The organism is Shewanella donghaensis, from assembly GCF_007567505.1.
GTDB lineage: Bacteria > Pseudomonadota > Gammaproteobacteria > Enterobacterales > Shewanellaceae > Shewanella > Shewanella donghaensis.
Genome location: NZ_CP041783.1, coordinates 2,648,287 through 2,670,163, shown reverse-complemented (window position 1 = coordinate 2,670,163; position 21,877 = coordinate 2,648,287). Strand labels below are relative to the sequence as shown.

Below are 21,877 nucleotides of genomic sequence, written 5' to 3'. Positions count from 1 at the left end.
TTCGACTCCTGAAATTAGACTGATCTTAATCAGACGAAAACTGGCTGACCTGATTTCGTCCGTTACGCTTAGCTTGATAAAGCGCTTTGTCTGCTTGTTCTAGTAACTGAGTTGGGTGTTCGTCAGTCTCAATAATGGCTGCACTCACACCGATACTCACAAAAAGGGGAATTGGATTATTCTCCCACTCTATTGATAATTTGGATATTGCATGGCGTACTTTTTCCGCCAATAACATTGCTCCTACACTATCAGTATTTGGTAATATAATTGCAAACTCTTCACCACCAAAACGTGACACCAGATCGGTTGGACGTTGTAAAAATTCTGAAATTGTTGTGGCAATCACTTTAATAGAATGATCACCAGCCAAGTGACCATGTTGATCATTGATGTCTTTAAACTTATCAATATCAATCATTAAAATCGCTATCGGTGTTTGCTGTCGGCGACTGATACGACCTTCAGCTATTAAGCGTTTATCAAAGGCGTTTCTATTTTTTACCCCAGTTAAACTATCAATAGTATTTTGCTGTTGGAGTTTTTGATTGGCTTCGTTAAGCTCTCGCAGGGTCACTTCTAACTCAAGTGTCCGCTCTGAAACCATTTGCTCTAAGCGCTCATTTGCGATCGCTTCTGCTTGTAAAGCCTCATCGCGGCTTTGTTTTATTCTGTTGGCTTGCTCTAAGGCTTTTTCTTGCATTTTAAGCTTGGCTTTTCTTTCATCGTTATAACGTAAAGCCAACACTGCCGCCATGATAACGACCTCACAAGTCAACCCTATCATGATGGGGGTTTGTGGGTGTATTTGCCATTGAAGGACGCCTATATACATCAGTCCACTTAAAATAGACCCAAGGAATAGCCAAATTCTGCCGATGGCATGAAAACGCGCATTCTTGGTGCCTTTATAGACCTGTATGAGGGAGAAAATAATCAATATACTACTAACAAAAATGACCGAAAAGCTGAGTAAGTACAGCGTTATTTTAAAATCAAGGAAAGACACTATCGCGCTCAAAGATACACAATACACCGCTAGGTACCTGCCCAATAGCAACATGGTTTTATTGTGATATTTAAGCTGCATGACTTTTTCGGTAAACATCAGTGCAAATGCTAACGCGATTGGGATCAACATAGGAATAGCATGCTGTTGAACAGAAGGCCAAGTCGGCCATAAGTATTGAAAAGCAATGCCGTGGATACTGGCGACAATAACGGTAACACTCAGTACATAGCCGCTGTAATAACTGTAGCTAAACGAGCCAGAAGCTAGTGCAATGAATAAACTAAAAACACCGATGGCAATTAAAATACCAATTTGAAAACCATTACCAAAACTCTGGGTTTCAATCGTATGACTAAAATCGTTTTTACTCCACAAAACCAAAGGTAAATTTAAGCTGCCTCGATTATCAATTTTCAAATAAAAGGTATGGAGCTCATTGGGCTGAAGGTCAAAAGGATAGAGGAATATATTACTTTTAAGCGGACGCTGTAAAAAAGGATATTTATCACCCATTAACTCAACGTTAGTCAGTTTATTATTGACCAAATGGTATAACTTCATGCTATCAAGAAGCGGATTATCCAGCGCAATAATGCGTGATAGATAATCGTCAGGATTATAGATACTAAAGCTAACCCAAGTATTCTGAGAGCCTATTCTTCTCATATCAGCAGCGACTAATTTTTTCCAATCATTATCGTTATTATGCAGTAACTTTAAGCTAGCAAGTTCTTCAATATCTGCAGATGCATTAATATATAACCAATCGGTTAATTGGATTTTAGTGATTGATGAAGCCGTGAGTCTAAGGGGGGTATTCTGGTGTTCAGCAGCAAAAGATAATGGCACTTGGAAAATGCTGACGACCAATATAACCATCATCAGCAGTCGTTGCGTAATTGAATAGCAGTGTTTCATTAATCATTTTCCAGATTAAAAAAAGCACGGCTATTAGAATAGCAGTGTTGCGAAAGCTCTTGGTATGATTGGCCTCTAAGCTTGGCAATATACTCAACAATGTAAGGTAAATACTGGGGTAAGTTCTTACTGGATTTGGGCTTAGGTCGCATACTGCGTGGTAATAAATAGGGGCTATCAGTTTCAACCATCAAACGGTTATCTGGTATTAATGGCACCATATCAGCGAGTTCTTTACCGCGGCGTTCATCACATACCCAACCCGTTATACCAATATGTAAATCCAAATCTAAGCAGGCCAGCAGCTCATCTTTAGTTCCTGTAAAGCAATGTAATACTGCGGCAGGTAATAGGTGACGAAATTGACTTAATATGTGGATGAAGTCTTCATGGGCTTCACGGCAATGCATTAATACAGGCATTTTCAGCTCAACCGCTAATGCTAATTGAGCAGTAAAAGCATTACGTTGATCTTCTCTAGGAGAGAAATCTCTGTTGTAATCTAAGCCGCACTCACCAATTGCCACTACTTGCGGTAAATTTGCTAAGGCTGTTATTTCAGAGGTTGATTTTGAGTTCCAATTTTTAGCATTGTGAGGGTGAACACCTGCCGTGCTATATAATTGTTGCGGATGTTTTACGCAGAGTTCTGCAGAATGGGTACTTTCATCAATGTCACTGCCAATAACAATTAACGGCGAAACATGTTGTTCCGCCGCACTATTAATTATTGCTTCTATATCAGTGACTAATCGACTACTGAGAAGGTTTACTGCTATGTCGATATGTTGTGGCATAACTAGTTTAAACGCTTAACTCGCATGGTCGAATTACGTTCATTAGCACCAAGTAAAAATGAACCTAATGCAGCTTTTTCAATAAAAATAGTTTGACCAGGTTTTAGGTTGTAGCGGCTAGTATCAATCTGTTTCCACGTTTGATTATTTGAAAGCTTAACTGTTATTGCACCATATGGGTCTTTTTTTATAGACAATATTTCAGCGTATAGCTTTACATTCTCAGCTTCTTTCTGGGTTTTTTTCTTTAAACCAAAATTATCTTCAGCGGAGCTAGTGACTTCAGTTTTAGACATTGTTTGAGGTGCTACAGCTTCGGTTGCTGAAGTCGATGCTACTGTTGCAGGAAGCGTAACAGGTGTAGTTATTGTTGAAACTGACTCGGCTAATGCGTCGTAACACATTAAGCGATCAAGTTTGTCAGTTTGAGCTGCACAGCTAGCGAGTTGTTGTTCTACACTAGCATGTGCTTGAACTGAGATAGCCAAAGAAAAAGTTAAAGTGGCAATCAATGATAAACGCATGAAAAAATCCTTCTTATTATTATTTTACTAGTCCATGAGTATCGATACGCAATCTATGTATCTGCTTTCTCGTTCTCAGGCTCTTCGTCGTCGGTATCTTCTTTTGGGGTATAGAGCTTTGCAGCTAATAAACCACCTTCGAACAATATTAACATAGGAATCGCTAACATTGTTTGAGAAATAATGTCAGGCGGCGTGAGCATCATGCCAACCACAAATGCGCCTACAACAATATACGGGCGTTTCTGTTTTAGCTCTTCAGGCGTAGTAACACCAGCCCAGCAGAGTAATACTACCGCGACAGGTATTTCAAAGGCTAATCCGAATGCAAAAAATAGCTTCAAGATAAAACTTAAATAGCTACTGATGTCAGTCGCGACTTGAACACCTTCAGGCGCTACACTGGTGAAAAAGCCGAATACGACTGGAAATACAACGTAATAAGCAAAGGCAATACCGAGGTAGAATAATACGGTACTACTAAAAATTAACGGCATAATAAGGCGTTTTTCATGCTTGTATAATCCTGGAGCCACAAATGACCACACTTGGAATAATACGTAAGGAATCGCAATGAAAAACGAAAAAACTAAGGTCAGTTTAAACGGGGCAAAAAATGGCGCCGCTACATCAGTTGCAATCATACTGCTTGTTTCTGGCAGCGCCTGCATTAATGGAATCGCCATGTAATGATAAATATCATTTGCCCAATAGACTAAACAGATAAAAACCAGCAAAACACTGCCGATAGCTCTAAGTAGTTTGTTGCGTAATTCAAGCAAATGACTGATGAGAGGTAGCTGTTGTGACATTGATTACCCGCTAGCTTTTGGTATTTGAACTGGTAGAGTCGGTTGTTTGCTCACTTATTGCAGTGGTGCTTTCAGCTGGTTTTTCTGCAGGTGCTTCTTTGCTTGTATCGTCTACTTGATAAGGACGATTAACAGATTGCGCCGCATCTTTTAGCTGATCAATCGACTCTTGTAATTCTGGTGATAGGTTCGACAAACCTTTGCTTTCTGCTTTTTTCAAGTCAGCATGAAGCTGATCGATTTTAAGCTCTTGCTCTAATTCGTCTTTGACTGAGTTAGCCATTCGCTTTAAAGAACGAATCCACTCAGATATTGAACGTACTGCAGTAGGAAGTCTTTCAGGGCCGAGAACGACAAGCCCTAAAATTCCGATCAGCAATAGCTCCATGAAGCCAATACCGTCAAACATAATGAATTACGCCTGTTCTTTGTCCTTTGATTCGGACTTTTGTTCAGTTGCCTGTTGTGAAGTTTGCGCAGTGCTATCTTTATCTTCTAAAGATTTTTTCTCTTCATCTTCAGGATTCATGGCACTTTTAAAGCCTTTAACTGCACCACCTAAGTCACCACCTAAAGATCGTAACTTTTTAGTTCCGAATAACAAAACAACGATTAACGCAACGATAAGAAGCTGCCAAATACTGATGCCGCCCATGAACTTTTCCTCTATAAGAATAAAAACGTGATTTTGACTAAAGCCATATTATAACCCTTATTACACTGAGTATTATGAACCTCTAATGAATAAGTGCTAGTTAAAATTTACGATTCTTTGGTCTGGATCTCCATCCTGTGAACCAAAGCACTATACCTGATGCGATACAAATATATGAAGGCCATAGTGTAGCGTCTTGATTTAATAATATTGTGCCACAGATCAACAATACGGCAGATGTTATTAATAAGTAATTACTTTTATGCGCTTTATGTTGAAACTTCAGATACTTATCGAGCATTTTTTGTTGTGTACCCAGCAACTTACGACCGACTTTAAGGTTGTCGTAAATAAGCTCAGGGAATTCGGGCAGCTTTTCAGCCCAATAAGGACTCTTCATTTTCACTTTATCGAAAATGGCTTTAGGACCGACTTGTTCAGACATCCACTGTTCTAAAAATGGTTTTGCAGTTGACCATAAATCTAATTGTGGGTAAAGCTGACGGCCTAATCCTTCAATGTAAAGTAATGTTTTTTCTAATAAAACCAGTTGTGGCTGTACCACGATATCGAATTGACGTGCAGTACGGAATAATTCAAGCAACACATGCCCAAATGAAATTTCGTCAAGCGGTTTGTTAAACATTGGCTCGCAAACCACTTTTACTGCTTGCTCAAACGCGAAAACGTCGGTGTTTTCTGAAACCCAACCTGATTCAATATAAAGCTGGGCAATACGCTGATAATCACGGTTAAAGAAAGCCAAAAAGTTTTCGGCTAAATAACGCTTATCCACATCATTGAGTGTTCCCATGATGCCGCAATCCATGCCTATGTAGAATGGGTTGTCAGGATGCTCACGGCTAATAAAAATATTGCCAGGGTGCATGTCTGCATGGAAAAAGTTATCACGAAATACTTGGGTGAAAAATAACTCAACTCCGCGTTCAGCTAACAGTTTAAGATTAGTGCCTTGGGCTCGTAAAGCGTCAATATCTGATACTGGAATGCCGTAAACGCGTTCCATTACCATCAGACGTGGATAGCAATAATCCTCATAAACATAAGGCACATATAAGGAGTCAGAGTCTAAAAAGTTGTTACGCAGTTTTATCGCATTCAGTGCTTCAAGGTTTAGATTGAGCTCACCTAAAATAGTGGTGCGATAATCTTCAATCACTTCAGCGGGGCGAAGACGGTTGCCTTCGCCTAGCAGCCTTTCAAGTAGCGCCGCAGCTTGGCACATGAGTTGTAAGTCAGCTTGAACCTGCGCTTCAACATTGGGGCGCAACACCTTTAAGACTACTTCAGCGCCATTTTCTTTTAAATTAGCCGTGTGGACTTGGGATATTGAAGCAGAAGCAAGCGGCTTGTCGACAAAGTTATCAAATAGAGATTCGATGGGCGCTTTTAATTCTGCTTCAATGGCTTCACGGGCAAGGGCCGAATCGAAAGGAGGAACGCGGTCTTGCAGCATTGCCAATTCGTTAGCCCACTCATCATTGAGTAAGTCACGGCGTGTTGACAGCATTTGGCCAAGCTTTATATAAACCGGCCCTAACTCTTGCATCGCTAATTTTAAGCGTTCAGCTGAAGGTTTATCTTTATGTTGATTTCGAATCCAAAAGAAACAATTTCGTAAAAGAGAGAAGTACCAGGGAGTTTTGTTTTTTGGTAGGACATCATCTAAGCCGTAATTGAGTACAGTTTTTATGACCTGATAACCACGCCTGATACTTGCAATTGTCATGGGGTAATTTTTTCTCTTAATTTAGCAATTCTGGATTCGAGGGTTGATGCTTGATCAACAAGTTGCTCCAGATTATCACGAAAGTGAATGAAATCGATTTGATGCGGTGCCAGTCGATACTCTTCGGTGGTTAATTGACCAACGTGGGAACGCGACTTTTCAAACACTTGCTTGAGTGTTCTAGCTAAATGTTTGGTGTTAGCAAGCAACATGTGCGTGGGCGCATCACCAATATATTTTGACAATGGCTCAGCAAAGTCTAATTCAATGTGTTTTAAATAATGACTGAAGCTTTGCAGCAAGTTGATATCGCCATCAAGGATAAGCTTATCTTGTTTGATGAGCTCAGTGAGGTTGGCGCCTTCAGTTACTTTATAAAGCGTGGTGACATCGGCAGTAATACTGACGTCAACATCTGCTTCATAGGCGCTCATCACTTGAATTTGAGGAGCGAAAATAAAATATATAGGCCAATTAACCTGGGTTAATTGAATTTTAAATACTTTACCGTGCAATTGCTTGAGACGCGCATATTCACCCTGATCTTGTGCTTGTAACTGCCCAATGGCAGTTTCGATTGCAGCACAAGCCAGTAGTGAAAAATGATTGGGTAGCATTAGAATTTATAGCCGCGATGAAGTGCAACAACACCATCTGTCATGTTGGTATAGTCAACTTGTTCAAGACCAGCATCTATCATCATTTGCTTTAATGTCTCTTGATCAGGGTGCATACGAATAGATTCAGCTAAGTATTCATAGCTATCAGCATCTTGGGTAATTAATGCACCCATTTTAGGCAATACTTTAAAGCTGTACATGTCATACACTTTACGCATAACTTCATGTTGAGGCTTAGAGAACTCAAGTACTAACAGTTTTCCACCAGGCTTAAGTACGCGGCGCATTGAACGCAAAGCAGCGTCTTTATCGGTCACATTCCGTAAACCAAAAGCAATGGTAATAATGTCAAAATGATTATCAGGAAACGGTAATGCTTCAGCATTGGCTTGCACGTAACTTACATTGCCAACAATGCCTTTGTCGCGCAGTTTAGTACGGCCGACTTTAAGCATAGAGTCATTAATATCTGCTAAAACAACTTGGCCACGGTCGCCGACAAGATGAGAGAATTTAGCGGTTAAATCACCAGTGCCGCCAGCAAGGTCAAGTACCTTCATACCGGGTCTAGCACCTGCAGTTGCGATTGTATGGCGCTTCCAATAGCGGTGAACACCGAATGACATAACATCATTCATTATGTCGTACTTAGCGGCAACCGAATGAAATACGTCAGCAACTAAATCCGCTTTTTGCTCTGAATCAACGGTTTTATAACCAAAATGGGTGTTCTTTGGGTCGCCCTCAGACATCTGTGTATTCCTATAATATGCGGTAATTAACAGCGAGTGTATGTCATTGCTTGCTTTGCAGAAACTTTAATCAGCCAGAATGTGATCAAGTTTACTTGAAATAGCCAAGAATGCGCTGAGATAGAATAGTTTTTCAATCTCGTAAAATTTGCCCTGCATTAGACCATAAAATTCATTGATATTGAATAGTTCAAGCAGTATAGGATGAGGTATTAATCATGTTTAATTTAGCCTCACCATCCCTTATGAGTTGATTATACGCCAGTAGTTATGGTGAAGTTCAAAAACACTCGCGTAATTACTGCGCTTTTCTGGCTTGTATGTAACTGTAAATCAATTCACTGACACTTTGGCCCACATCTCTGGTACCCGCAGCATTTCCAGCATCATGGCATTGAGGTGCAGCTTCAGCAATATGAAGATAAGCGCACTGACAGTGCTTTGCCATGTAATGAATATAGTGACAAGCATCTAAAAGTGGGATACCAGCAAAGGTCGAGGCACTGCTTGGCATCTTGGCTATTGCATCAACATCAATTTCTAACGCGACAGGAAGTTGTGTTTGGTTCAAGTTAGCGGCAATTTCTTGTAACGCCTGGCTAAGTTCAATTTCTCTTCTAACCCATATTTGTTGAAAGCTGTGCCAATGTCCGCCAAATAAACTTAATTGCTCCAATGTGGTTTCACTGTTTTTGAGTTCATGTAGTCCTAGCACATGGTAATAAGCTAATGCGCCATTGGCGGCAGCATAACTGAAACCATTACCACTATGGCGACCTTCTCGAGGGCGAAAATCGCTGTGAGGATCCAGATTAACGGCTGCAGCAGCTTGATTAAAATGCGATTTTACCGCCATTAGCATGCCATAAGCATTGTTATGTCCGCCGCCAATAACGATAGGTTCAAGCTGTGCTGCTAATACCTGGCTGACGATACTAATCACTTGGGTGTCAAGATCTGCTGTTGCTTGTCGTAATTCATCTACCGTTGCAGATTTATCGAGAGGTGTTTGGCATATTTCACCTAAGACGAGACATTCTTTGCCATGTAAAAAACGATTGGATTGTAAGTTTAACCATTGCTGCATCGTTGCGTTAAAGGCTGCCGTTGAACCGCCGCGGCCTAGGTTGGCTCTTGGGCCTGCATCTTCAGAAATACCGATGATGACAAATTGTATTCCGTCGGCTTTCGCTTTTTTGAGGTTTTGCAGAATATTAGTCGATATGGATGATTCTTCAGCAAGTAGCTTTACTGTTTGACCCAATTTAGTTTCTCCATCTCGAGGAGATAGATATTGATTGAGCTGAGTGTGAGTCATTATCTGCAACATTGAGAACCTACTTATAAAAAATGGCTTTTAATAAAATATTATCGACTAAAAAAAGAAATTGTTGTCAATTTGGACAATAAAAAAGCCAGCATAGCTGGCTTTCGTCAATATTTGAACTTATTCAAATACAGGGTAGTGCGCAATAAGGTGGCAATTATTCAATGTCTAAAGGCTCTGGCGATAAAATAATACCCGTGTTATCAGCGTAGATATGATCGCATGGCAAGAATGTTACCCCACCGAAGTTCACTGGCACTTCAACTTCACCGACGCCGTTGGCATCAGCACCAATAGGGATAGATGCTAAGGCTTGAATACCAATATCCATTTCTTCAAGCGTGTCGACATCACGAACAGAGCCATAAACAATAATGCCTTCCCACTTATTCGCTACTGCGATTTCAGCAATAGAGGCATCAATTAATGCTCGGCGCATTGAGCCACCACCATCAACCAATAAGACTTTACCTTCGCCTTCAGCTTGAAGTGCGTCAGCAATAAGACCATTGTCTTCAAAACATTTGATGGTACTAATCGAACCACCAAAAGAGCTACAACCGCCGTAGTTACTGAACATAGGTTCTACTACATCGACGACATCTAAATACATATCACACAGTTCTGAGGTGTTGTATTCCATAGTGACACTCCTTGGGGTAAGCGATTAACTCGCATTTTCGCTAGTTATCAAAGCCATAATATATGAATTATATGAGCTTTTTATCAAATTAACAGCGATATTCATCACTTGATTAAGATAATTCCGTGGTCGCTAAGTATAGATACTTTTAGGCGTTTCGATTGAGGAGTTTAGATGAAGGTTATTCTGTGCTGTGGGCAAATAAATTTATAATTATCGTAAAAGTTAATTTTTTGGCCTGAATGAAGCCTATTTGTATACGTTTATTTGTGTCACGAACAATAATTATTAGCCATCGGTATGATTTGTTGAGAATTACCTCAAAACCCGCCTATATTCTACCTGAGACTGTTTTGTAGGAAACTAACTTACATTTATATGTTTATGGTATGTGGATATTGATCTTGGTCATTGTATTACGTTTTTTTATTACAACATTGTATGAATGTTTGTTAATATTCAGCCTTAATTAAGTATAGGTTAGATTTTATTTTGCTTTAGGGGCACGGACCCCCCGTTACGCTTATGGATGGCGGAGAGCCTTAACGAGAGGTTCTTATGGACGCAGTAAATGTAGTTGAAATCATCGGATATGCAGCATCGGTGATGGTCGCAATTTCATTAATGATGAAAGACATCATTTGGTTACGTTGTTTAAATTTTGTTGGTTGTTCTTTATTTGTTGTGTATGGCGTTCAAATTGAAGCCTGGCCAGTGGCAGGGATGAATGCATTCGTCGCAGGTATTAATATTTTCCATTTGATCAAAATTTATCGCGCAGATCCAACCGCTGACGTTGCAGAAGCCTCAGCTTAAGCTTGATTGGTTTAATACCTTCTTAGTGTTAAATTTGGCTTTGCTTAGTTCTAATATTGAATAGTAATCATTTGCTAAATACTAAAAAAGGTATCTCTTGTGGATACCTTTTTTTGTTTCATTGTATGTTCTATCTATTTTCCTTTTTTACTCCGTCTTATAAACACATTTTCTTCAAGTTGCCCCAATATCTAGGTCTTCAAGCTACTTCAATTTCCTAGTCTTCAAGTGAGCTTTATTTCTCGGCTCCAAAAATTTCATTAGTGTCTTACAGTCATTGTCATAAAACTTTCGGCAGAATGTAATCTGCGCGTCACTCGGCATATTTACAGTCAATTTAATGGTTGAAGAATAATTAATCGCTAAGGAGCTATTGATGACGATGAATATTGCCACGTTAGACAAGCTGTTGTTTTGCCACATTGTGACTTGTTGTCGCAATCATAAATTAACGCAATTTGCACGAGCGGTATCAACAACGGGTGATGGGCATTACTACGTATATATTGCAGTCGGCTTGTTATTCCTTCATCCACAAGGCAGTCAGTTTTTTAACTTGGTGTTAGTCAGTTATATCATCGAGCTGCCGTTATACTTTTTACTCAAAAATTCCATTAGACGTACTCGTCCTTGTGTTGCATTTGCAGGATTTGAGTCAGGTTTTCAACCGTCTGATAAGTTCAGTTTACCGTCGGGGCATACTGCAGCGGCTTTTATTATGGCGGGTTCAATATTGGCTATCTATCCAGTGTTAGCCCCTATAGCCTTTGTTTGGGCGATAAGTATCGGGCTTTCTCGGGTGGCATTGGGGGTTCATTATCCATTGGACATCATTGCTGGGGTTGGATTGGGTTTCGGTACCGTCACTCTAGCGCAGCAAGTTATCTCGTTTTGAACGGAAATGAAGGGTTTTTATGAAGATATTATATGGTGTTCAAGGTACTGGAAATGGCCATATTAGCCGCGCCAGAGTGATGGCAAAAGCACTCGCTAAAACTGATATTCACGTGGACTTTTTATTTAGTGGTCGGGCAGAGGGTGAATACTTTGATATGGATTGCTTTGGGGATTACAGCGTTAAAAAGGGCATGTCATTTATTACTGAAGGTGGGCAGATTAATTTACCTAAAACTATAAAGCGTAATATTACTTCACCGGTCTTATCTGAAATTCAGCGACTTGATTTAACCCAATATGATGTCGTACTAAATGACTTTGAACCTGTCAGTGCTTGGGCTGCTAAAAAACAGGGGGTAACGTCAATCAGTATAAGCCATCAAGCGGCTTTACAATATTCAGTTCCCAAAAAAGGCATGAGCTGGTTTGATGAACGCTTACTGAACCATTTTGCTCCTACTGATATAAAACTGGGTTGCCATTGGCATCATTTTGGCTTTCCTATATTGCCGCCCTTTGTCGAAGTTGATCCAAGTAGTGATCATCATCGCCATCAGATCCTAGTCTATCTTCCATTTGAGAGCGCAGATGCGATTGCCACATTGCTAAGTCCTTTTTCTGACTATCAATTTTTTGTCTATCACCTTGATAAGCCGAAAGAACCTTTGCCTGAGCATATAGAATGGTTTGGTTTTAGTCGTGTCGGCTTTAAGAATCACATGTCTCAATGCGGGGGCGTAATGGGTAATGCCGGTTTTGAACTGGCAAGTGAAGCAATGACCTTAGGCAAAAAACTGCTAGTAAAACCGTTACTAGGACAATTTGAGCAAGCATCCAATGTCGCCGCTTTAGAGTTACTTGCTGCAGCGCAGAGTATGGAAAGCTTGGACAGGGATATCGTAAAGCGGTGGCTGAAATCACCTTCGCCCAAACCTATTGCTTATCCACAAGTCGGTGATGCACTGGTGAGCTGGTTAAAGCAAGGGGATTGGCATCAGCATCAAAGGCTGTGCAACGATTTATGGTCGCAAGTAGAATTGCCAGATAACTGGCGATAATCACGGGGTAGTCTAGCTAATGTAATATCATTTCTAACCAAATGGTTGAAATGGAATTATTTTAGCTGGCTTTTGAGTGGTATTCATGAAGTTGTTCGAGCAATTTATCTTCAAATGCAAAGCGGGTTTCCATGGCCTGAGCGAGATTAGATAAATCACTATCAAGATCCATCAACATTGAGTCATTGTCTGCTTCGGTATATTTGTCATTGAAGTCGAGCGCTGCATCGGTGGTTTCACTAATTTGCGGTAACAGTTGCTGGGCTTTCGCTTTACCTTCTTCACCTGACTTTTCACACTCTTTGACGACTTGATCGTAAACCTCAAAATGACCTTCTGAGACATAATCAACTAATTGAGCACAAAATTGCTTAACAGTGTCTACGTTAGGTAAGCTTTTAGCGGGTACAGTATAAGGCGCCAAACCGGCAATTTTGAAGTATTGGATCAGCAGGGTTCTGCGATGTTGTAGCCATTGGTCGACAAGCTTATTTGAGCCGCCCCATTTCTGTTCGGCTTTTTCTAGTTTTGTCAGCATATGTATTCTCAGTATTGCAACCAATAGATAACACTTAATGTATGAGAGAAAGTAGCTATTGATCAACTGTTTTCTGCAAAAGAAGTAATGGATCGACCAGAGAAATTAATTAAATACTATATAAAAGAGCTTTTCTAACTGCGCCACATAGAAAAATGCCCAGTGATAGCAAGCTATCACTGGGCAAATAGATTTTTAAGGGCTCGATTTATCGTGCTTCTTGATTGTTCTTGCTAGCGCAGACTTTTTATACCAAAGCAGGACCAGCGGTGCAACTTTTTTATCCAATTAGCTTTACAGACTATCCAAAAAGAGACTTTTTGTGAGCACTATAACGATTGTATTAGCAAATTCTATACAACTAGGAGGGACAGCTCACATAAATTTAGCAGAACTGGTTACATTAATGGCCGAAGTCGCTAAACTACTGGCCAGCGGATATCAATAAATGTTTAGGAATCAAGCCCAATGGCAGAATTAAAGAATGATCGTTATTTACGCGCTTTATTAAAACAGCCTGTCGACAGAACTCCTGTCTGGATGATGCGTCAAGCAGGTCGTTATCTTCCTGAGTACAAAGCAACCCGCGCTGAAGCTGGTGACTTTATGTCTCTTTGTAAGAACCAAGATTTAGCCTGTGAAGTGACTTTACAGCCATTACGTCGTTATGACTTAGATGCAGCTATCTTGTTCTCAGACATTCTAACCATCCCTGATGCAATGGGCTTAGGCTTATACTTTGAAACTGGCGAAGGTCCACGTTTTGAGCGTAGAGCTGATACCGTTGACTCGATTAAAAAACTTTGTATTCCAGATCCAGAAGATGAACTTGGTTACGTGATGCGTGCTGTCAGCACTATTCGTCGTGAGCTTAAAGGTGAAGTACCTTTAATCGGTTTCTCTGGTTCTCCTTGGACACTCGCAACTTATATGGTTGAAGGCGGTTCAAGCAAAACGTTCGAAAAAATTAAAAAAATGGCTTACGAAGAGCCAGCAGCATTGCACATGCTTTTAGACAAATTAGCTGACTCAGTTATCTTGTACCTAAACGCACAAGTAGCGAATGGTGCACAATCGTTAATGATCTTTGATTCATGGGGTGGTGCATTATCTCACCATGCTTACCGTGAATTTTCATTACGTTACATGCAAAAAATCGTTGATGGTTTAACGCGTTTTGCTGACGGTCGCCAAGTTCCGGTAACTCTATTCACTAAAGGTGGTGGGTTATGGTTAGAGTCTATGGCTGAAACTGGTTGTGATGCGCTAGGTCTAGATTGGACTGTTGATATTGGTGATGCACGTCGCCGTGTTGGCCATAAAGTTGCGCTTCAAGGCAACATGGACCCATCTGTACTTTACGCTTCTCCAGAGCGTATTCATCAAGAAGTGGATCAAATCCTATCTTCTTACGGTGAAGGTACTGGTCATGTATTCAACTTAGGTCATGGTATTCATCAACATGTTGATCCTGAACATGCCGGTGCATTTATCAATTCAGTACATGATTTATCAGCTAAATATCATAAATAATTGATCATTAAGCTTCATGCATTCTGAGAATGCGTAAAAAAGACGAGCAGTGCTCGTCTTTTTTTTATTTATAGTAAACCACAAAATTTGCAATGTTCCACAAACCCGCCCATGTTTTATCCATCCTCGTTTTTATTCTGGTTTTCATTATATTAAGCGTGCTTTATGACATTGTTAGGATGAAATATTCTAATTTGTGATCTTTGCAAAACTCTTAGTGGGCTTTATTTGATACTTTATGTTCATTCTGAATATGAATATTATTTTGCTAACTAGCTTTGTTTCTTTATTGAATCGAATCCAAATCTAGTAGCCTTTGCCAAAAGAGTGTTAATTATGAAAATTCAAATTATTGTTGCTTTAATGTTCTTTGCGATATTTGCAGCCTTGCTACCTGGTACCCATTATATTTATGTTGCCAATGCCGATTATTATATGGGGCAATTTGTGACTGTTGCGGCTGTATTATTAATGTGGGGCAGCTTATTTGCTGGTTTCGTTAGCCTTTTCTTCCACAAAATTAAGAAACTTTATCAATCTATCTAAAGCTAATTGCTATTTTTGAAGCTGATTTTCGAGGCTAATGAAAGAAGCTCCCTCTAGGGACTATTTTCAGCGACTAGCTAAGAGATTAAGTTTAGTGATTATGTTCAAGGCCACCTCATTATGGGTGGCTTTGTTATTTTTAACTTTGTTATTTTTCGATTTATCGCATGCTCTGTCACAGTTAAAGCCTCATTGTATTATACCGTTGAATACTCTTCCCTAAACGGAAGATCCTTTTCATTCCTAGCATTTCCAATTTCACTCTTATTTAAATACCAGCTGAATTAATCCATTTTGATTCACATGGGTAAAAAACAATTTTGTATCATTTGTGATCTAGGTGTTAATTGTGTCGCTATAAAGTTGTAAAAAATCCTTTCATTTTTTTATCTTGTGTTAAAATTAACCAGATGGAGCTCAATTATATATGGAAGATAAAATTCAATACATCTAGGAGGCTACATCTTGAGCAACCCCAAAAAGTGCTTGTGCTTTCTATGCTTCATATCCCCTTTTGTAGCAGCCGAAGACAAAATTGATGATCTCGACTTAGAATCGCTGATGTCGATGGATGTGCAAGTTACCTCAGCGATGAAACGCTCCCAATCAGCCTTTGATACCGCTGCATCCATTTACGTATTAAGTAAAGAGCGTATAACCCACTCTGGTGCCACATCTGTTCCTGAAGTACTAAAAATGGTGCCAGGTCTGATTGTTAGACAACTGGACAATAACCAATGGGCCATCTCTACTCGCGGTGTTGCGTCGCGTTTTGCCAGCAAAATGCTAGTCATGATAGACGGCCAAAGCCTTTATACCCCTAAATTTGCCGCAGTTTACTGGGAGACTCTTAATGTTCCCTTATATGATATTGAAAGAATTGAAGTGATCAGAGGGCAAGGTGGTCAACTTTGGGGCAGTAATGCCAACAATGGCGTGATTAATATTATTACTAAAAATAGTATCGATACCCGTGGTTTTCATGCTGATGTCACAGCAGGGAGTCAGATAAACATTGATGCGAATGTGCGTTATGGCGGTGATATTGGCAGTAGTACTAGTTACCGTATTTATGGCCATGTTAAAGATGCTAATGAGTCCGATAAAGGCATTGAAATGCCACCTGTGGATACCACTGAGCAATACTCTATCGGGGCAAGATTTGATTTCACCCCTAACGATGATTGGTTTGGCTTCATTCAAGGTGATATGACGGATTCAACATTAGGGCAAAACTATCGTGGTGTTGTTGATGACAGTAATGAAAATACCAAGTTTTCTGGGAAATTTAAGCGAACCGACGCTCGAATCATGGCGCGACTTGAACATCGACTCTCATCAGAAGCTAATCAAATGCTACAAATATCCTGGTTACAGCAAAATGGGACCCAGGAGTACTTAGAAGAACACTTTCATTCTTTCGATGCCGATTACCAAATGAATTTTATATACAACGCATTCAAATTTGATTGGGGAGTGAACTATCGATACAGCAAAATAAAATTTGAAGAAAGTTTATTTATACACAGTGATAAGAATTTAGATGAACTTGAGCAATACGGTGGTTTTTTTCAAGCGGAATACAGTTTTATCCCTGATGTTCTAAACTTTACTCTTGGATCGCGCATTGAGCATAATGATCTCACTGGCTGGGAGAGTCAACCACTTGCTAAGTTGCTTTATAAGCCACAGAGTAACCAGATTATTTGGGGTTCTGTTTCACAGAGTTCGCGGATACCATCCTTGATTGAATTTAACGATAACTATTCAATTCAAGGGATCCAAGTGTCTGATATTCTTCCTACCACGACCGGTATCGCAGCAATTGATGAATATCACATCAAAACATTTTTAAATGGTAACGACCAAGTCAAATCAGAAAAGTCATTATCTTATGAATTGGGTTATCGGTACTCCCAAGACAACTGGAATTTAGATCTTTCTCTTTATCATACTGACAGTAAAGATGTTGTAGTGATTGATGTGAATCCAAATATTGAACAGTTTTTCCCATTAATGGCCTTACTGCAAGCTGGTCAAGTGCTACCTGCAATTGAAACATTAAAAACGACATCAATAAATTTTGATATTTTATCTGCGGCAGATTTAACCACCCAAGGTGGAGATATCGTTTTATCCTGGTTGCCATCGGAGATGTTTAACGCAGAGATTGGCTATAGCTATAATGAATTTGATTACAAATTACCGGAAGGTACTTTTGCAGCCATAGGACGAGATTCGACTACTAAACAGGTGTTTTTGAAAACGGATTTACATGTATTTGAACAACATAATCTGTTCGCAACAATTCGATTTGAGGATAGTGATGCTTATGAGACTGATAATTACACCGCATTAGACATAACATGGAATTGGTCTATTAATGATAATTGGGAAGCTGCCATTATTGCTAAAAATCTTATTGCAGGTTCCCATATTGAGTATGGCGTTACACAAGATACGTATACGCTTGCTAATTATATAGATGAAACGATTAGCTTAAAAATCACTGCGGAATTTTAATCCAGATGCATAAGTTTGTTATTGCATTCGTGAGCTTAACATTACTGCTATTTAGCAGTAATGGGCTGTCGATGGAAAAAGAATATGCCATTAAAGCGGGTTTTTTATATAACTTTGCTCGTTATGGTAATTGGTTAGAGCCCCATTCTGAGCCATTTTTTTTATGCAGTCCTGATGCCGATTTCATCGCAATAGCCAATGGTGTGTTGAGTGGTCAGAAAATAGATGGACTGCCTATTTCGTTGCTGGCTATCTCCGACAATGATGACAATATTTCGCAATGTAGCCTGCTGTTTATTACCTCCTCAACCTCAGAATTCAACAGAATCAATCAATATAAGAACATCATGATTGTTGGAGAGTCAGAAGACTTTATCAATCAAGGAGGTCATATTCGCTTTTTTCTGTCAGGAGGGAAAATACGTTTTGAGGTATCTCCTGAATACTTGAAACAGTCTGGCATCACCATGAGTTCAAAGGTATTACGCCTTGGCCGTGTCGTTGGGAGACAATAGATGAACTCTCTCTTCCAGCTCGATACCATTAGTAAAAAACTGTTATTTATTTTAATGAGCGTGTCTTTGTCTTCAATCATCATCATCACTTTTGTTTTTAGTGCTTATGAAGTCACGACCTCAAAGCAGGATCAAGTTGAAAGCCTAGATACCTTGTTAGCTATCTTATCTCCGAATATTACCGCTGCGGTTTTATTTGATGATGAAGATGCGATTCAAGAGTTAATTGATCCGATTTTATTACGTTCAGATGTGTTGGCCGTTAATGTCATTGATACCAACGGTTTATTACTGGCTTCAACTGGCTATGCTGAGCCGAAAGCAACGTTGCCCTTGCAAGGTGTCTTGTTCAATACCACTGAAATATCCACCGTGCTTTCATTAGATAATCAAGAATACGGCCAGATTATTATCGAGGCTGATGATAGTTATATTGTTGGTAGAGTGAAATTTTACAGTTACTTTATTATTACCCTGTTGCTGTTTACCCTTGGTGTGAGTTTTTTCTTATCTTTATATCTACGCCGCCGCTTTTTAAGCCCGATCCTGCATTTAGCTAAAGTCGCCGAGTTAGTCAGTAAATCCAATGACTACAGCCAACGAGCCAAAGAACTTTCCCAAGATGAGGTGGGTCAATTAACATCGTGTTTCAACGAGATGCTTCATACCATTGAACAACGGGATAATTTATTGGAAAGCAAAGTAAAATCCCGCACCGAAGCGTTAGAAACCGCCAACGTTCAGTTGCATGAATTTGCCTACATTGATGGGTTAACAGAATTACCTAATCGACGATATTTTTATGAAAAACTACAGTCACTGATAGATATGGAAGACAAAAAGTTCATTGTCATATTTATCGATCTAGATGGTTTTAAAGAAGTTAATGACACCTTAGGTCATGATTATGGCGATCTGTTATTGCATCAAGTAGCTAAGCGATTACGTCATTGTGTTAGAGCTGAAGACACTGTGGCAAGGCTTGGTGGAGATGAATTTACGCTTATTATTGAGAATATTTATGAGCAAAGCCGTGCAATTGATATTGCCAAAATAATAAAAAATACCCTAATGAATCCTTTAACGATCAAAGGAAAGCAAATATCTGTTACTGGCAGTATTGGGCTGACTTTTTATCCTAAAGATGGTAAATCACTGGAATCCTTACTTAAACATGCCGATCAAGCTATGTATCTGGCTAAAAATAATGGCCGTAATCGTTACGAGTTTTTCTCATACTCTAAAGAAGAAAAAGCAGTTGAAAAACGCCAGTTAATTGAAGAGTTACGCTTAGCTATAAATAATGAACAGTTTGAATTGTTTTACCAACCTATCTTCGCCTGCAACAGTCATCATGTTACCAAGGCCGAAGCTTTAATTCGTTGGAATCACCCAGCAAGAGGTTTAGTAGAGCCTAATGATTTTATCCCTATTGCAGAGGAGTGTGGCTTAATTATTGAAATCGGCAATTGGGTTAGAAAGCAAGCCTTAATCGATACTGCTCACTTTCAAGCCTTAGCTGGTCATATTGTTCAGGTTAGCGTCAACACCTCACCACTCGAAATTGATAATTTAGGGTTATGGGCACAACAATGGCAGTCTCAAAGCCAGCAATATCAATTACCGAAAGGTGCCATTTTAATTGAAGTCACAGAAAATACCTTGATGACGCCAGGGTCTGCTATTCAACAACAAATGAAGTTACTGGGCGAACAAGGTATTAATCTCGCCATTGATGATTTTGGTGTGGGTTACTCATCTTTAGCTTATTTACAGCAACTTGATATCGATATCCTTAAAATTGATCGCTCATTTATCACTGATTTAGAAACAAATGATAGTTGCGTTGCTCTGGTGCGGGCAATTGTGACCATGGCGCATAACTTAGGGGTTAAAGTTGTCGCTGAGGGAATAGAGCAGCGAGCTCAATACGACATTTTGGAAAAGTTAGAATGTGATTATTTCCAAGGGTATATGTTGTCAAAGCCGCTACAGAAAAGAGATTTTATTGAAAAGTTTCTCGAGCATACCGATGATAGTGATTCAGAAAACCAAAGTGTAGAGTCTCAACGTTCAGACGCTCGAAATATCGAACTAGGCATGTAGATTCTTTTAATGAATAGCCTCTTAATTCACAATCTAAAACACAAGCTCAAGCATTAATGACGACTGCTTTGCAGTTCGATATGAAAGCAGCTGCCAGTGCCGGGTTCACTATCGATGTTAATACGACATTTTAGCAGTCCAAGTAATTGGCGCACAATGGCTAATCCTACGCCTAACTGAGGCAGCGCTTGATTGGGTTCAAATGATAACTGGTTCATAGAAAGTTGTTTTAACGCTTCCACTTCATGCTTGTGCATTCCCGCCCCGGTGTCTTTTACTGCCAGCCAGCTTTGGCCATTAAGGGTTTCACTAAAGACTGTAATGGCACCACCTTTAGGGGTATACCTCAGGGCATTATCTACCAGATTATTTAGAATTCGACGCATCAATTGCGGGTCAGTATAAATTTGTAACTCATCTTTGATTTCAAAGTCTAAAGTGATACCTAATTTTTTCGCTCTCGGCAAAAAGGTCTGCACTAAATCTTGCAATATTTCACGTAAATTAATTTGTGTTATTTGCGCCGATATCTGACCATTTTCAAGTGCTGCCAACTCCAGTAATTGTGCTAATAATTGTTGTAAGTTTTGACCCGAATTGGCGGCATATTCAATAAACTCAGGTTGACGTTCTTCTGGTGGAGAGAGTAACCAAGTATCGATATAACCAATTAATGATGTCAGCGGCGTTTTTAAGTCATGTGATAAGTGTAATAAGAAATCATGCTTGGCTTGTTGTTGGCGTTTTACTTGCTGATGTTGTTGGCTTATCTCATGTAATAGGTGATTAATATTGTCACTAAGATCTCTAATCTCTTTGCTACCATTATAGCGATTAGGCAAAGCCATATTGTCGCTTAAAGGTGCATCTTTTAATTGATTCAAATCGCTGGCTAATTTCTTAATTGGGCGGGTGAAAAAGCCCAGTAATAATACAAACAGTATCAATGCAAATATTACCCAGAATCCTATCGTTGCGCCCCATAGTTTGGGTTGATTTTCTGAATTGATTAATGCTTGCCAGCTATCGTAATCTTCGCCGCCAATGATGACATATAAGTAACCACTGTGAAGACCATCGGCATTGATGAGTTTGCTAACGGAGAAGATTTTTTGGGTTTCTTTAGAACGTGGATCTGTGCCTAAAATTGGCAAGTCTCGTCCTTCTATAAATTGATTTATTTTAGTTAAATCGACCCGTGTTTTTTTGATTTTTTCTTCCTTCGCATCGTAAGCAATGACACGGCCATTAGGATCTAAAGTATAAATTTCGAAGCTTGGGCCGAGTAACATAAAGTCATGGAAGGCTTCTTTTAATGCCGCATCAGAAGTAATGCCTTGAGATAACAATGGGTTGATATGCGCCATATGCTCGGCGAGTTGCAAATGAAGAGATTGCTGAATTTGATTACGGCTAAATTCATGATTCAGCTGCAGCCATTGCCATAGAGCGACAAATAGTAACAGCACTACCAAGGTGGCAGATAAAAACAGTCGGTTAAATAATCGATTCATTTTTGACCCATTTTAAATGTG

At 39.6% G+C, this 21,877-nt stretch carries 21 protein-coding genes; 8 read left to right on the top strand and 13 right to left on the bottom strand.

Features of this window, described 5'->3' with window-relative positions; translation table 11 throughout:
- Window positions 1-25: 25 nt before the first annotated feature.
- From FPK91_RS11485 to rraA, 11 genes are all read right to left on the bottom strand, one after another.
- Window positions 26-1,930: a sensor domain-containing diguanylate cyclase gene (locus FPK91_RS11485; RefSeq protein ID WP_144211383.1), complete on the bottom strand. Its 1,905-nt coding sequence runs from the start codon at window positions 1,928-1,930 to the stop codon at window positions 26-28.
- Window positions 1,930-2,727, bottom strand: coding sequence for a TatD family hydrolase (locus FPK91_RS11480; protein ID WP_144211382.1), 798 nt, complete (start codon window positions 2,725-2,727; stop codon window positions 1,930-1,932). The genes FPK91_RS11485 and FPK91_RS11480 overlap by 1 nt, the downstream gene beginning before the upstream one ends.
- Window positions 2,728-2,729: 2 nt before the next feature.
- Window positions 2,730-3,251, bottom strand: coding sequence for a hypothetical protein (locus FPK91_RS11475; RefSeq protein ID WP_144211381.1), 522 nt, complete (start codon window positions 3,249-3,251; stop codon window positions 2,730-2,732).
- A gap of 53 nt (window positions 3,252-3,304) precedes the next feature.
- Window positions 3,305-4,063: a twin-arginine translocase subunit TatC gene (tatC, locus tag FPK91_RS11470; protein ID WP_144211380.1), complete on the bottom strand. Its 759-nt coding sequence runs from the start codon at window positions 4,061-4,063 to the stop codon at window positions 3,305-3,307.
- Window positions 4,064-4,073: 10 nt separating this feature from the next.
- Window positions 4,074-4,472, bottom strand: coding sequence for a Sec-independent protein translocase protein TatB (gene tatB / locus FPK91_RS11465; protein WP_144211379.1), 399 nt, complete (start codon window positions 4,470-4,472; stop codon window positions 4,074-4,076).
- A gap of 6 nt (window positions 4,473-4,478) precedes the next feature.
- Window positions 4,479-4,718, bottom strand: a complete 240-nt coding sequence (gene tatA, locus FPK91_RS11460) for a Sec-independent protein translocase subunit TatA (protein WP_144211378.1) — start codon at window positions 4,716-4,718, stop codon at window positions 4,479-4,481.
- Window positions 4,719-4,818: 100 nt separating this feature from the next.
- A complete protein-coding gene (gene ubiB, locus FPK91_RS11455; RefSeq protein ID WP_144211377.1) occupies window positions 4,819-6,468 on the bottom strand; it encodes a ubiquinone biosynthesis regulatory protein kinase UbiB in 1,650 nt (549 codons plus the stop codon).
- Window positions 6,465-7,085 (bottom strand): ubiquinone biosynthesis accessory factor UbiJ, encoded by a 621-nt coding sequence (locus FPK91_RS11450; protein ID WP_144211376.1) that lies wholly within the window; start codon window positions 7,083-7,085, stop codon window positions 6,465-6,467. Before FPK91_RS11450 ends, ubiB begins: the two co-directional genes overlap by 4 nt.
- Complete coding sequence (ubiE, locus tag FPK91_RS11445; RefSeq protein WP_144211375.1) at window positions 7,085-7,840, bottom strand: bifunctional demethylmenaquinone methyltransferase/2-methoxy-6-polyprenyl-1,4-benzoquinol methylase UbiE; 756 nt, start codon at window positions 7,838-7,840, stop codon at window positions 7,085-7,087. The genes FPK91_RS11450 and ubiE overlap by 1 nt, the downstream gene beginning before the upstream one ends.
- 298 nt (window positions 7,841-8,138) lie before the next feature.
- Complete coding sequence (locus tag FPK91_RS11440) at window positions 8,139-9,170, bottom strand: formimidoylglutamase (protein ID WP_144211374.1); 1,032 nt, start codon at window positions 9,168-9,170, stop codon at window positions 8,139-8,141.
- 154 nt (window positions 9,171-9,324) lie between these two features.
- Entirely contained in the window at window positions 9,325-9,810 is a 486-nt protein-coding gene (rraA, locus tag FPK91_RS11435) for a ribonuclease E activity regulator RraA (RefSeq protein ID WP_144211373.1), read from the bottom strand.
- A gap of 558 nt (window positions 9,811-10,368) precedes the next feature.
- Here rraA and FPK91_RS11430 point away from each other — a divergent pair.
- From FPK91_RS11430 to FPK91_RS11420, 3 genes are all read left to right on the top strand, one after another.
- The gene (locus FPK91_RS11430; protein ID WP_144211372.1) at window positions 10,369-10,626 is read left to right on the top strand and encodes a YgjV family protein; all 258 of its coding nucleotides are present in this window, start codon (window positions 10,369-10,371) and stop codon (window positions 10,624-10,626) included.
- A gap of 376 nt (window positions 10,627-11,002) precedes the next feature.
- On the top strand, window positions 11,003-11,521 hold the full coding sequence (locus tag FPK91_RS11425; protein WP_144211371.1) for a phosphatase PAP2 family protein: 519 nt from the start codon (window positions 11,003-11,005) through the stop codon (window positions 11,519-11,521).
- 19 nt (window positions 11,522-11,540) lie between these two features.
- Window positions 11,541-12,581, top strand: a complete 1,041-nt coding sequence (locus tag FPK91_RS11420; protein ID WP_144211370.1) for an MJ1255/VC2487 family glycosyltransferase — start codon at window positions 11,541-11,543, stop codon at window positions 12,579-12,581.
- Window positions 12,582-12,642: 61 nt separating this feature from the next.
- On the opposite strand, the gene rsd is transcribed toward FPK91_RS11420, so the two are convergent.
- Window positions 12,643-13,119, bottom strand: coding sequence for a sigma D regulator (rsd, locus tag FPK91_RS11415; protein WP_144211369.1), 477 nt, complete (start codon window positions 13,117-13,119; stop codon window positions 12,643-12,645).
- A gap of 468 nt (window positions 13,120-13,587) precedes the next feature.
- On the opposite strand from rsd, the gene hemE reads away from it, so the two are divergent.
- The 5 genes from hemE (at window position 13,588) to FPK91_RS11385 (ending at window position 20,342) form a co-directional block, all read left to right on the top strand.
- Window positions 13,588-14,652 (top strand): uroporphyrinogen decarboxylase, encoded by a 1,065-nt coding sequence (gene hemE, locus FPK91_RS11405; protein ID WP_144211368.1) that lies wholly within the window; start codon window positions 13,588-13,590, stop codon window positions 14,650-14,652.
- 336 nt (window positions 14,653-14,988) lie between these two features.
- The gene (locus FPK91_RS11400; RefSeq protein WP_144211367.1) at window positions 14,989-15,198 is read left to right on the top strand and encodes a hypothetical protein; all 210 of its coding nucleotides are present in this window, start codon (window positions 14,989-14,991) and stop codon (window positions 15,196-15,198) included.
- A 465-nt stretch (window positions 15,199-15,663) separates the two neighbouring features.
- Entirely contained in the window at window positions 15,664-17,721 is a 2,058-nt protein-coding gene (locus FPK91_RS11395) for a TonB-dependent receptor plug domain-containing protein (RefSeq protein WP_144211366.1), read from the top strand.
- Between the two features lie 5 nt (window positions 17,722-17,726).
- Window positions 17,727-18,236 carry a YfiR family protein gene (locus FPK91_RS11390; RefSeq protein WP_193559159.1) on the top strand — a complete coding sequence of 170 codons (510 nt, stop codon included), beginning with the start codon at window positions 17,727-17,729 and terminating at the stop codon, window positions 18,234-18,236.
- On the top strand, window positions 18,237-20,342 hold the full coding sequence (locus tag FPK91_RS11385; RefSeq protein WP_144211365.1) for a bifunctional diguanylate cyclase/phosphodiesterase: 2,106 nt from the start codon (window positions 18,237-18,239) through the stop codon (window positions 20,340-20,342).
- A 53-nt stretch (window positions 20,343-20,395) separates the two neighbouring features.
- Here FPK91_RS11385 and FPK91_RS11380 read toward each other — a convergent pair whose 3' ends face one another.
- Window positions 20,396-21,856 (bottom strand): sensor histidine kinase, encoded by a 1,461-nt coding sequence (locus tag FPK91_RS11380; RefSeq protein WP_144211364.1) that lies wholly within the window; start codon window positions 21,854-21,856, stop codon window positions 20,396-20,398.
- Window positions 21,857-21,877: the final 21 nt, after the last annotated feature.

Bases quoted from the DNA above. Each gene is read 5' to 3' on its own strand.
- FPK91_RS11390 (WP_193559159.1), top strand. From the start codon at position 17,727: ATGCATAAGTTTGTTATTGCATTCGTGAGCTTAACATTACTGCTATTT.
- FPK91_RS11480 (WP_144211382.1), bottom strand. From the start codon at position 2,727: ATGCCACAACATATCGACATAGCAGTAAACCTTCTCAGTAGTCGATTA.
- rraA (WP_144211373.1), bottom strand. From the start codon at position 9,810: ATGGAATACAACACCTCAGAACTGTGTGATATGTATTTAGATGTCGTC.
- FPK91_RS11385 (WP_144211365.1), top strand. From the start codon at position 18,237: ATGAACTCTCTCTTCCAGCTCGATACCATTAGTAAAAAACTGTTATTT.
- FPK91_RS11430 (WP_144211372.1), top strand. From the start codon at position 10,369: ATGGACGCAGTAAATGTAGTTGAAATCATCGGATATGCAGCATCGGTG.
- FPK91_RS11485 (WP_144211383.1), bottom strand. From the start codon at position 1,930: ATGAAACACTGCTATTCAATTACGCAACGACTGCTGATGATGGTTATA.
- hemE (WP_144211368.1), top strand. From the start codon at position 13,588: ATGGCAGAATTAAAGAATGATCGTTATTTACGCGCTTTATTAAAACAG.
- FPK91_RS11440 (WP_144211374.1), bottom strand. From the start codon at position 9,170: ATGTTGCAGATAATGACTCACACTCAGCTCAATCAATATCTATCTCCT.
- tatA (WP_144211378.1), bottom strand. From the start codon at position 4,718: ATGGGCGGCATCAGTATTTGGCAGCTTCTTATCGTTGCGTTAATCGTT.
- FPK91_RS11380 (WP_144211364.1), bottom strand. From the start codon at position 21,856: ATGAATCGATTATTTAACCGACTGTTTTTATCTGCCACCTTGGTAGTG.
- tatB (WP_144211379.1), bottom strand. From the start codon at position 4,472: ATGTTTGACGGTATTGGCTTCATGGAGCTATTGCTGATCGGAATTTTA.
- FPK91_RS11425 (WP_144211371.1), top strand. From the start codon at position 11,003: ATGACGATGAATATTGCCACGTTAGACAAGCTGTTGTTTTGCCACATT.
- ubiB (WP_144211377.1), bottom strand. From the start codon at position 6,468: ATGACAATTGCAAGTATCAGGCGTGGTTATCAGGTCATAAAAACTGTA.
- FPK91_RS11420 (WP_144211370.1), top strand. From the start codon at position 11,541: ATGAAGATATTATATGGTGTTCAAGGTACTGGAAATGGCCATATTAGC.
- FPK91_RS11475 (WP_144211381.1), bottom strand. From the start codon at position 3,251: ATGCGTTTATCATTGATTGCCACTTTAACTTTTTCTTTGGCTATCTCA.
- ubiE (WP_144211375.1), bottom strand. From the start codon at position 7,840: ATGTCTGAGGGCGACCCAAAGAACACCCATTTTGGTTATAAAACCGTT.
- FPK91_RS11450 (WP_144211376.1), bottom strand. From the start codon at position 7,085: ATGCTACCCAATCATTTTTCACTACTGGCTTGTGCTGCAATCGAAACT.
- tatC (WP_144211380.1), bottom strand. From the start codon at position 4,063: ATGTCACAACAGCTACCTCTCATCAGTCATTTGCTTGAATTACGCAAC.
- rsd (WP_144211369.1), bottom strand. From the start codon at position 13,119: ATGCTGACAAAACTAGAAAAAGCCGAACAGAAATGGGGCGGCTCAAAT.
- FPK91_RS11400 (WP_144211367.1), top strand. From the start codon at position 14,989: ATGAAAATTCAAATTATTGTTGCTTTAATGTTCTTTGCGATATTTGCA.